The organism is bacterium (assembly GCA_030685015.1).
Lineage (GTDB): Bacteria > CAIWAD01 > CAIWAD01 > CAIWAD01 > CAIWAD01 > CAIWAD01.
The window spans coordinates 51591-62166 of sequence record JAUXWS010000099.1; the positions used below are offsets into that span (position 1 = coordinate 51591).

The window sequence follows — 10576 nt, forward strand, 5'->3', positions numbered from 1 at the left end:
GAGTCCCTTCACGATGACCTGCCATGGAAGAGCAGGAGCAGCAAAGCGATGGTGCCCACCACCATCAGCAGGGCGGGCCAGGCGGCTGTTTCCGGCACGGCGGTCAGAGTGTCCACGGCCGCCAGCAGGCTGTCCCCTCCCAGGGGCGGAAGGGGCGAAGCGAGCAGGTCCGGGCTTTGGCTCTCCGCCGCGGCATGCGACAGGCCCAATCCGCTGACGACCAAGGTAGCAATCCGGCCCAGGCGGCCGGGACCGGGCCGGCCACCCGGCCGCATCACAGGCTCCAGCCCAGGCTGGCCATCGCCAGGCGGCCCTTGGCGTCGAGGGGATCCTGGACCAGTCCCAGGTCCAGACGCAAGATGCCCCAGGGCAGGCGGCCGCGCCATCCCGCCCCGGCGGAGGGGGCGGGGCGTCCGTTGCTCCACGAACTGGTCTCGGGCCAATGGATTCCTCCCCGCAGTTGAAGTCCTCCGCGCAGCTGCAGCTCCGATCCCAGGTGCAGCTCCTGGGAACCCGCCAGACCGCCCTCCTGCGTCACGTTGCGCACATCCAGCGCCATCATGAGCGTGGTGCCGCGCACCTCGCCGGCGCGGCCGAAGGGGTGCCAGGCGATCCCCACGTTGATGGTGCCGTCGCCGATCTGATCCAGGGGCCGCCTCAGCTCAAGGGCTCCGGCGGGAAAGTAGGCGGCGTGCCCGCCCACATCCATGCGGCGGTTGGCGCGGACCAGAACGCCGTAGGCCACGCCCAGGCGCCGCCGCCGGGTCTCTTCGTCGAAGCAGGCGATGGCGGCCAGTCCCAGCCGCACGCGGTGGTCCAAGGCCAGGCCCAGGGCGAGGGCGGGGGCCAGCTCGGCGCTGGGGGGGCGCGCCGTCTCCCCCGGCGCGGGCAGGGCGGCCGTGCCGGCCGGATGCCACTCCACGGGGTGGAGGGCCAGGGCGAGGCGGCGGCCACGCCAGGCCACGCGGCGCACGGTGCTAAGGGCGGGCAGGATCTCCGCCCAGTCCCAGTCCCCTTCGCTCTGGACGGGTCGGAAGGCGGGGGCGGCCAGGGCTTCCAGGTCCAGGTCGAAGCCGCCACGACGGGTGAGGGCGGCCAAGCCGGCCGGGTTGTAGAGGGCGGCCTCCGCCGCTCCCGTCGACGCGGCGAAACAGCCGCCCATGCCGCGCACCCGCACCCCGCCGCTCAATCCGCCCAGCCAGCCCACCTCCCCGGCGGCGGGTCGGGGGGCCGCCAGCGCAAGCAACAGGGCGCCCAAGGAGAGCCAGGTCCGGGCGCGCCGTCCACCGGGCCGGCTCATCCTCGTCTCCGGCGCCCCTGGACGACGGCCATGAGCGTGCCCCAGGTGAGCAGCAATAGACAGAGGCGCGGCAGGAGATCGCCCGCCCAGGTATAAAAGGTCTCGCCAGTGCGTAGCGGCACTTGCAGGGACAGTGTCCCGGCCACTCCCTTGGGCAGGACCTGGCTGACGCGACCATCCGGCGCCACGGCGCCACTGTAGCCGTTGTTGCCGGCCCGCACCAGCCAGCGACCCGTCTCCACGGCACGCAGGCGGGCCACGGCCAGGTGCTGGTCCAGCTCCCGGCTGGTGCCGAACCAGGCGTCATTGGTCTGGTTGGTGAGCAGCTCCGCCCCGCTCTTCACCATGTCCCGCGCCAGGGTGGCGAAGTTCCCCTCGAAACAGATGCTCCAGCCAAAGCGCAGGGTGTCGCCCGCCGCCAGGGGCAGGCGGCCCGCCGTGCGGCGCTTCCCGGGGGCGAATTCCGCCTGGCCCATGTTGATGCGTCCCAGGGCCGGGATCCAGCGCTGGCCGGGCACGCGCTCGCCGAAGGGGACGAGCTGCACCTTGTGGTAGGCCTCCCCGAGGCCGGCGGCCGTGACCAGGAAGCTGCCGTTGTAGGGTCTCTCTTCCCCCATGCCGTCCACTTCCTCGTCGCTGGCGCCGGCCAGCAGCGCCGTGCCGTGCTGCCGGCAGAAGTCCGCCAGTTGGGCGACCAGGCGCGGCCGGTGGCGCAGGCGGGTGGGAATGGCCGTCTCGGGCCAGATGACGAGGTCCGGGCGGGCGCCGGCGGCCAGGCCTTCGCGGGTCAGCTCCACGTGGCGCTCCACCGTGGCCGTCCACGGATTGCTCCATTTGGCCACGGGATCGATGTCCGCCTGCACCAGCAGCACCTCCACCACCCGCCCTGTGTCCCGCGTGTCGCCGCGACCCAGCCAGCCCAGGAGCGGGATGGCCAGCAGCCAGAGGGCCGCCCCGATCCAGAGCGGCCTCCGCCGCCCGATGGGCCGCCATAGGCGCAGCAGGAGAACGGCGCCCAGCAGCAGGGCAAGGGTCATGGCATGCATCCCGCCCAGGGCGGCGAGGGGCCGCAGGAGGGGGTTGTCCACCTGGGTGGCTCCCAGCAGGGCCCAGGGAAAGCCCATCTCGGTGCCTTCCACCAGCCAGTCCAGGCTGACCACGAGAGGTGGAAGCAGCCACAGGGCGACGGGACCAAGGCGGCGGCGCAGCCAGGCATGCCCGGCGCCGGCCAGACCCCAGAGAAAGGCCAGCCACGTCACGGCGCCGGCGGCGCTGAGGGCCGCCAGCAGCGGTGGTGGATCGCTGTTCAGCCCGATCCACGAGACGACGACGAGATGATAGGCGAGGCCGGCGAGAAAGGCGGCGCCGAAGGCCCGGCCCCGATCCAGCTCCCGTAGAAGCAGGGCCAGCGCGGGAAAGGCAAGGGGCCAGAGGGGGGAGGGCGGAAAGGAGAAGCCCGCCAGCAGGCCGGCCAGGAGGGGAACCCCGGCGCGCCGGAGGAAAGGTCCGCCCTTCGGGACGTGGTCGCCGCTCATGGACGATCCCCTCCGCCGTCCTCCGCCGCTTGTCCGGCGTGATGATCCAGGTAATCCTGCAGCAACACCGCCGCGGCGCCGCGGTCCCGCTCCCCCTCCCGTCGCCGGCGCCGGACTTGGACGGGGGTGGCGGCGCCCCGCCGCCCGGAGGCCTGGCGCATCAGCTCATCCGCCCGCAGACTGCTGCCGCCTTCGTCCCACAGCACCACTTCGAGCCCCAGGCCGCGCAGCACCTCGGCGAAATGCAGGATGGCCCCATCCAGGGTGCCGGGCTCGCCGCGGCTGCGCAGCGGCCTCCCCAGCACCACGCGCCGCACCCCATGCTCGGCGGCCAGGACCCGCAGGCGCTCCACCAGGCCGGCACGGGCGTCCAGCGTGAGCAGGGGCCGCGCCAGCTGCCCGGATTCGTCGCTGAGGGCGACCCCCACCCGCACCGTGCCGTAGTCCAGGCCCAGCACCCGGCTCATGGGCCGTCCTCCGGACTGTCCCAGAGGCTGTCGCCCGGGCTGTCCGCCTCCGGCAGGAATCGCAAGCGTTCCATCCAACCCTCGTAGGCGGCCAGTGCCGCCTGGTCCTCCGGCGCCTGCTGCCAGGAGAAGCCGTAGCACCAGGACCCCACGAGATAGGCGCGGACATCGAAGAGCAGAACCAGGGTGGAATCGAAATCGGGGAATGGCCGCACCACCTGGCGCAGCCCCAGCCCGGTGGCGTTGACCGCCGTCACGGGGAAGGGGTCGCCGCGGTCCAGCAGTTCGACCTGTTCGCCCAGGTCGATCTCCTCCTCGAGGAACTCCTCCAGGGAAAGGCCCAGGGCCCGCCGCCGCACCACCAGCCGGGGGTCGTCGGGCTCGTCGCTGCGCAGGAAGTAGAGGGTGCCCTCTCCATTGGGACGCAGCCCCCCCGAGAGGATGAACTCCGGCCCCAGGGGCAGGTGAAAGCCCATGGGCCAGTCATTGCTTCGCTCTTCTTTGCGTGTGCAGCCGCCCGTCAGCAAGGCCGCCAGGAGCAGGCCCGCCGCGGACAGGACAGCGATCCGGAAGCGGAGCTTGATGGAAGGATCCGGCACGGGACACCTCATGAAAAGGCCGGCATCCCGGATGCCGGCCCTGGAAATCGGCTCATGCCCGGCTGCTAGAACAGCGTGCGAAAGTAGCGAACCATGTGAATCACATCTATTGCCTTAAACCAGATTCTTGTACCATATATACGACAATTATAATTCTTTCTCCGACTCTACAAGGCTTAATATTATAACTAGAATCGCCTGCATAACCATAATAATCGCCAGGGCTGATGCCTCCAGATGCATCTAAATCAATCCATGCCTCACAATAATAGTCTACTCCACTATTAAGACCAGACAAATCGAAACGTGTTGATTGAAACTCTTCTCTGCACATTGAAGAAGAAATTATTGTTCCATCTATTCCCGACATATACGGCTTAGCGCGAACCACCGCGCCACTAAGATCTATGTTTTCATCAGAAACAACAACTCCTTCAATAGATTTGATCGCAAAGGTTTTTGAAACTGCAATGTTACACTCGCTTGCTATATCAAAGTTATTGGCAACCAAAGAGATAAATCCTGTAGTTGCGTTAGAAGGGCAAGCGAATCTATAAATACCGCCTGAAATGTTTTCATAGACCAGATTTGTAACGATATCAATATCGAATCTTGGATCGAAATCGCCATTTGTCGCAGATACCGCGAGAGACCAGACATTTAAATAAAACTCACCATTTACGGCATATGATTCATCCAAGCCATCCAATGGATTTGAAACTACGCTCATAGTAAGATCGAAGTCGACCGACTCCACCTCTATCGTTACACTGAACTCCCTAATCATTCCTCCATCATTGAGACGACAAGGAATTGAGTAGGTTCCAGGAACGAGACATGTAACATCAATGTGATTTGAGTTACGTACGGATACAGCGCCAACAAGTGCGCTCGGTAGGTTATAGGTGCTAAGTTGCAGATTCGTCTGTCGGTCATCATTATATGAGATGAAGACAGATCCGTTCTGTCCAACACTGAATTTGGCTGGCGCTTTCGTGATCGCATTTACTTCTGCAAGGCGGTTCGAATGCAATTCAGGACCTAAAATAGGGCCAAAAATGCTATCGTCCTTCTCACATGATAGCAACACTACCGTGCCTGCGAGAGCAGTCATCAAATGCAAGACCTTCGTCTTCATGAGTGGCTCCTAAAGCAAAGAATTAAACTCTTTAACAATGCCTATGCTGAAGGCAATGCTGTTTGTTATGGGGCCCTCGTGGACAATCTTAGCGCCGCTCCCTTTGACACCCATAATTCTACCCAATCCCACATCAATGCGTGGAGTAATCGCCACAGTTTCTCCAATATCAAATAGATAGCCCAAGCCAAAGTTGAAGCTAACACCACTTCTAACTTTTTCAAAAGACTGCGGTTCGTCAAATTGCTTGTTAGGCGTTACAATTATTCCATCCCTACTTACTCGATAAACATCTCGAACCGAAGATGTATAATCATAAACGATTGTAGACACGCTTGCGCCCAAGTCAACGTACAAATTCTCGTGACGCATGAAGTCGTACGGAAAGATCCAAGACGATAATCTGAAAACTAATCCAACATCATGCTGACGAGTATATCCAGTATGTTTGACTTGTCTGGTCCATCCTAGTTGATCGGGATCTAAATCATTGACATCTAAAATCTCTCCATCGTCTTCTGCCGTACTTTGATAAACATATTTAATGAACACATCAAAGTTCTTCTCTCTCCCGCTAAACCTATGACCAAACAACAAGTTGGCGTTGATTGAATTTGAGAAATCACCTAAAAATGGAAAAACACCACTATTATAACCAAAGTGATCGAAGTTATTGTCTTTGAATATCTCGCTGTTAAAGCGATGCGCTCCGCCAATGCCAATCTCAAAGATATCCATGGGCTTCTCCACAGCAAAAGCACTAGTCGTGCAGAGCGCCACTGCGATCCACCGCTTAAGCATAGACCCTCCGTATTGGAACAACGCTTCCGTAGGTCAAGCCCACGGTGACTCAACTCGTCATGAGGCAGTAGGACCCGCAAAGATCACACCAGTTCAGCCCGATGCGTTGAGTACAAAGTGGCGAGAGAATTGGGCAAATGCAATGCACTCTTTATTCCATTTTCCTTACCGATATTGTCATTCGCAAAGCACGCGAATCATAAATACGAATACTTATTGAGTTGTTCTGTGCGCCACACAAGGTGTAAGAGTCTCCTCCGCTTTGGGTTGTTCTCCAAACATTCACTCAGCGACCAAGCTGCTGAGCCGTTCAAGCTCCAGGAGAAGGGCCGCTTCGAAGGAGGGGGCGCCGGCCCAGGACAGCGTGTCGCCACGGGCAAGGGCCATGGCGTCGTCCACGGTCCGGCAGCGGGCCAGGCAGCTGTCAAAGCGCTGCGAGTAGAAGAAAACCTGGGCGAGGAGGATCTGCGCATCGCGCCAGTCCACCGTCGTCTCGCGGCTGAAGCGCCAGGTGGGATCGGCCTGCAGGGCGCCGCGGCCCCGACTGATGATGGTCTCGACGGCGCCGCCCGCGTCGCGCAGGGCGAAAAGCTCGCCCATGCGGGAGTCGATCCAGCCGGCGTCGCCGATCAGGCTGCTCTGGAAGGCCTGGCGGGCCCCAGCCGGATCCAGCAGGCGCAAACGGCTCCAGCCCAGCCCGCCATAACTCTCGGGCAGCGCCACATCCTCCAGGGCCAGGTCCTGGAAGAGCTGGGCGGCCTGCTCGAACTGGCGCAGACGGTAGAGGCGCCAGGCGTTGGCCAGGCTGTCATGCCCGTCCCCATCCTCCCCTCCGGTGATGCCGCAGGAAAGGACCGCCACCGCCGGCAACACCGGCAGAAGCCACCTCAGCCCAGCTTTCATGCCGACCATCCTGTCTTCAACTGCCTCCGCCCCGGCGTCTTCGTCATCATCGTACCAGCATCAGCTTCTGCACGGCCTGGCGCTCCCCTTGCCGCAGTCGGGCGAAGTAGACGCCGCTGGCCGCGGGCAGGCCGTCCCCGTCCAGGCCATCCCAGCGCACGGAGTGGGCGCCCGCCTCAAGGGAAGCGCTCCACAGGGTGCGCACCCGCCGCCCGGCCAGGTCCACGATCTCCAGACGCGCCGGGCCGCTGCGGTCCGTCTCCAGCCGCAGCAGGGTGGCCGGATTGAAGGGATTGGGCACGGCCGGCGCCAGGCTGAGGCCCGCCGGACGCAGGGCCACCCCGTCGCCCGCCGGACGCAGGCGATCCCCCGGCTGGACCTCGGCGGCCCGACCCTCGGCCGGCAGCGCTTCCCACCCCGCCGACCCCAGCCGTTCCAGCCCATCCGCCGCCGTCGCCCGTGCCCGTCCTTCCAAGGGGCCAATCAGAGTCCAGCGCCGCTCCGCCGTCCCGCTCTCCTCGCGGATCGCCCAGCCGCCGTTGCTCAGGCCGGAACACCAGTGGAGGGCCATTCGGCCGTCCGGGGAAGGCAGCTGATCGCCGGGGCCGCCCAGCACGCCGCCGCCCAGCACCAGCGAGTCCACCCCCAGGTTGCCCGCCACCTGGGGGAAGCCGGGCAGATCGCGCCCCTCGATGCGCCATGTCTCCACCCCCTGGGGCATGGGCAGGTCGGCGCGGAAGAGGCGGACGATAGGATTGGCCACCACCAGCTCCGCCAGGGCCAGGCTATGGCCGTCGCCCACGCGCCGGGCGGTCACGCTGCGCAAGGCCTCGTTGCTCATCACCACCAGGTCGAGCTGGCGCGCCTCGCCCGGATTGGCCAGGACGGCGCTTTCGAGCAAGGGGGGCCGGTTCTCCAACATGGTCAGGGTGATCCACTCCAGATCGGTGTTCTGGGCCATGTCCTGGGCCAGGGCCCCGATCCGCACTGTGCCGGTGGTGAGGGAGTCCGTGTGGATGAGGGCGCGGTCGAGCTGGGGCAACCAGACGGTGCGCACGGGGGAGTCGGGCGGATCGATGAAGGTCCAGACGATGCGGTCGCCCGGATCCGGATCATAGACCCAGTTGGTCAGGTTGCGCAGGGTGTCGGTCTGGCCAGCGATGACGAAGCGGGGGGCGAAGGCGCTGACAATGGGCGGGTTGCCTTCCGTCACATGGACGACCAGTCCGCCCGAGGCCGAGCGCTGGTCGGGATCGGTCACGGTGAGGGCGAGGGTCTCCGTGCCGGAGTTGAAACCGCTCGTGAGGAAGACCTTGCGGTCGGAGGGGCGGATGGTGCCCTGCACCAGGTTGCCCGGCGCCAGGGTCCAGCTCAACTGCGCGGGGGTGTGGTCGTAGTCGTAGACGAAGCGGTCGAGGACGATGGAGGAGTCCACCGCGTCCACCCGCATCCACACCTCGTCCAGTGGAAAAATGACAGGGCGCCCCGAGGGATCGATCACGGCCAGGCTGCCCGCGTCCTCCCCCCAGTGGCCCTGGGGGTCCGTCGCCCGGTACCAGGACACATCGATGGCGCCCGGCGTGAGCGGCGCCGTGTACACCACGCGTCGCGTCTCCGGCCGGACAACGGTGTGGAAGAGGCCGGAATTGGTCACCGTCCAGGTCATCAGTTCGTCCGGCGTGTCCATGTCCCAGACATGCCGGTCCAGGTCCAGGCTGTCGCGCGCTCCCGGCATGAAGATCAGGTCCGGCAGCAGGGCCACCAACGGATTGCCCCCCTGCAGGGCCACCACCAGGAAGGTGTCCACGTCGGTGTTGCCGTCCGGGTCGCGCGCCAGGGCGCGCAGGCGCTCCACGCCGGCGAAGACGCCGGGGGCCGAGAAAGTGGCGATGTGGGTAAGGGGATGGATGGTGACCTGGATGTTGTTGTTGTCGAGGATGCTCAGCTGCAGCTCACTGTCCGGGTTGTCCTCGTCGGAGACAAAGTCGTTCAGGTTGACCGTGACACTGCCACCCGACGCGACCAGGATCTCGCCCAGCGGCTGCCAGAGCGGGGGATGGCTGGCCACCTGCAGGTGGAGGGGGTCCTCGTCCCACAGGCCGCCCAGGTCCGTCACGCGCAGAGAGGCGTCCACGAAGCTCCAGAGGGGAGCCCCGGGCTGGACCTCCAGGGTGAGGGTGTGCTGGACGGGATGGATGCGCATGGCGATGAGGGTCGTATCCCCCGTCACCTGCCAGTATAGGTCGGCGTAGACGTTGTCGATGTCCGTGGTGATCGCCTCCAGGTTCACGACCAGCGGTTGGCCGGGATGGACCTGGATGAGCGCCGGCAGATCGAGGACGGGCGGGTCGTTGACGGGCGTGACATGGACGATGAGGGGGGAACTGTCCATCATGCCGCCGGGATCGGTGACGCGCACGGTCAGCGTGTCCCAGCCGAACCAGTCGGGCGGGGCGCTGAAGTGGCCGCGCCGCAGCGCCGGGTCGATCACCAGGCTGACGATGTGGTCCCCCGGCACCACGCTCCAGACGAGGTCGCTCACGGGGTCGTCCAGGTCCGTCACCCAGTCGTCAAAATCCAGCCAGGTCTCGCCGTCCTCCGGCCAGGTCACAAATGGATTCCCCTGTGCCATCTCGTCGTGGATGACCGGAGGATCCCCGCGGAACACGCGCAGGGTGTCCGTGGCGGTCAGGTTGAGGGCGTGGGCGGTGACGGCCAGGTCCACGCTGCGCCCGGGTCCCGTGGCGCAGAATTTCAGCCAGTAGGCGCCCGCCTGGCGGAGGGAGTCCACCGTGCAGGTGGTGTTGGGACCCAGGGGCGACCAGCTGTACCAGACCGAATCCGCCGGCAGCCCTTCGATCTGCTCCATGTAGTCGACCAGGTTGATGCTGTCGCAGGGGGCGGTGGACGTCAGGTAGACATCGGGCAGCGGACCGAAATTCATGCCCACCACATTGAAATGGATCCCATACTCCCGGTAGAAGGGATTCTCGATGGCCGACTGGCCTGCCCAGAAAAAGGTGTTGCGGAAGTTGTTGTTGTCGTGGTCGAAGCGCAGGGTGAACTGGGCCGGCTGCAGGAAGCGCAGGCGGAAGAAGCAGGCCGTGCCGTTTGCCACGTAGGCCGGGCGCGGGTTGCCCGTGCCCGTCTGGTAGCACCAGTCCAGCTGGTGGTGGGGCAAGGGGTTGTTGGGGAAGCGCAGGTCGTGGTTGTCGGCGAAGAGGACGATGCCCGGGAAAAGGACGTTGTCGCGGAAGAGCCCGGTGGAGGACTGGTTGTAGGGCACCGGGACGGCGATGCTCTCATTGATCGTCAGAAAGCACTGGAAGCCCGAGATGGCCGTGCCGTTGGTGTTGAGGCGGACACTGACCTCGAAGGTCTCACCCACGCGCACGGTGACACTGTCCCGGCCGACGGCGTCGGTCAGGGACAGCGTCTCGTACAAGGCGCCAGCCGGACCGGCCGCCACCAGCCATGCGACCAAGAAGTTTATCCAACGGTGCATGTGGTCGGACGCGGCAAGCTCCATGCCAAGGCGCCGCTGCGTTCAAGCCACCACACAGAAGCTTGTTAGTGGTTGATCATCAATGGGCATTCTCGCGCTCAGAGCTCTTCGTCCGTCTAATCTTCGTTGCGCCAGCCCATCACGGCTTCACTCTAGGCAAGCATTGCCCAGAGGGATGAACAAAGGGAGCACCAGGGCAACACCAGGGCAACACCAGGGCAACACCAGGGCAACACCAGGGGAGCACCAGGGGAGCACCAGGGCAACACCAGGGCAACACCAGGGCAACACCAGGGCAACACCAGGGGAGCACCAGGGGAGCACCAGG

9 protein-coding genes are annotated in these 10576 nt (G+C 64.6%); all 9 read right to left on the reverse strand.

Going from position 1 to position 10576, the window contains the following annotated elements; all coding sequences use genetic code 11:
* Nucleotides 1-8: 8 nt before the first annotated feature.
* Entirely contained in the window at nucleotides 9-275 is a 267-nt protein-coding gene (locus Q8O14_14215) for a hypothetical protein (GenBank protein MDP2361881.1), read from the reverse strand.
* Nucleotides 275-1300: a hypothetical protein gene (locus Q8O14_14220; GenBank protein MDP2361882.1), complete on the reverse strand. Its 1026-nt coding sequence runs from the start codon at nucleotides 1298-1300 to the stop codon at nucleotides 275-277. The genes Q8O14_14215 and Q8O14_14220 overlap by 1 nt, the downstream gene beginning before the upstream one ends.
* Nucleotides 1297-2835, reverse strand: a complete 1539-nt coding sequence (lnt, locus tag Q8O14_14225; protein MDP2361883.1) for an apolipoprotein N-acyltransferase — start codon at nucleotides 2833-2835, stop codon at nucleotides 1297-1299. The genes Q8O14_14220 and lnt overlap by 4 nt, the downstream gene beginning before the upstream one ends.
* Nucleotides 2832-3302, reverse strand: coding sequence for a Holliday junction resolvase RuvX (gene ruvX / locus Q8O14_14230; GenBank protein ID MDP2361884.1), 471 nt, complete (start codon nucleotides 3300-3302; stop codon nucleotides 2832-2834). Before ruvX ends, lnt begins: the two co-directional genes overlap by 4 nt.
* Nucleotides 3299-3901 (reverse strand): hypothetical protein, encoded by a 603-nt coding sequence (locus tag Q8O14_14235; GenBank protein ID MDP2361885.1) that lies wholly within the window; start codon nucleotides 3899-3901, stop codon nucleotides 3299-3301. The genes ruvX and Q8O14_14235 overlap by 4 nt, the downstream gene beginning before the upstream one ends.
* Nucleotides 3902-4007: 106 nt before the next feature.
* Complete coding sequence (locus Q8O14_14240) at nucleotides 4008-5039, reverse strand: hypothetical protein (protein ID MDP2361886.1); 1032 nt, start codon at nucleotides 5037-5039, stop codon at nucleotides 4008-4010.
* Nucleotides 5040-5048: 9 nt separating this feature from the next.
* Complete coding sequence (locus tag Q8O14_14245) at nucleotides 5049-5777, reverse strand: hypothetical protein (GenBank protein MDP2361887.1); 729 nt, start codon at nucleotides 5775-5777, stop codon at nucleotides 5049-5051.
* 345 nt (nucleotides 5778-6122) lie between these two features.
* Complete coding sequence (locus tag Q8O14_14250; GenBank protein MDP2361888.1) at nucleotides 6123-6743, reverse strand: hypothetical protein; 621 nt, start codon at nucleotides 6741-6743, stop codon at nucleotides 6123-6125.
* Nucleotides 6744-6789: 46 nt separating this feature from the next.
* Nucleotides 6790-10227, reverse strand: a complete 3438-nt coding sequence (locus Q8O14_14255; protein ID MDP2361889.1) for a FlgD immunoglobulin-like domain containing protein — start codon at nucleotides 10225-10227, stop codon at nucleotides 6790-6792.
* Nucleotides 10228-10576 lie beyond the last annotated feature (349 nt).

Excerpts from the sequence above, each read along its gene's own strand:
- Q8O14_14215 (MDP2361881.1), bottom strand. The coding sequence starts at position 275 with ATGCGGCCGGGTGGCCGGCCCGGTCCCGGCCGCCTGGGCCGGATTGCT.
- Q8O14_14220 (MDP2361882.1), bottom strand. The coding sequence starts at position 1,300 with ATGAGCCGGCCCGGTGGACGGCGCGCCCGGACCTGGCTCTCCTTGGGC.
- lnt (MDP2361883.1), bottom strand. The coding sequence starts at position 2,835 with ATGAGCGGCGACCACGTCCCGAAGGGCGGACCTTTCCTCCGGCGCGCC.
- ruvX (MDP2361884.1), bottom strand. The coding sequence starts at position 3,302 with ATGAGCCGGGTGCTGGGCCTGGACTACGGCACGGTGCGGGTGGGGGTC.
- Q8O14_14240 (MDP2361886.1), bottom strand. The coding sequence starts at position 5,039 with ATGAAGACGAAGGTCTTGCATTTGATGACTGCTCTCGCAGGCACGGTA.
- Q8O14_14245 (MDP2361887.1), bottom strand. The coding sequence starts at position 5,777 with ATGGATATCTTTGAGATTGGCATTGGCGGAGCGCATCGCTTTAACAGC.
- Q8O14_14250 (MDP2361888.1), bottom strand. The coding sequence starts at position 6,743 with ATGAAAGCTGGGCTGAGGTGGCTTCTGCCGGTGTTGCCGGCGGTGGCG.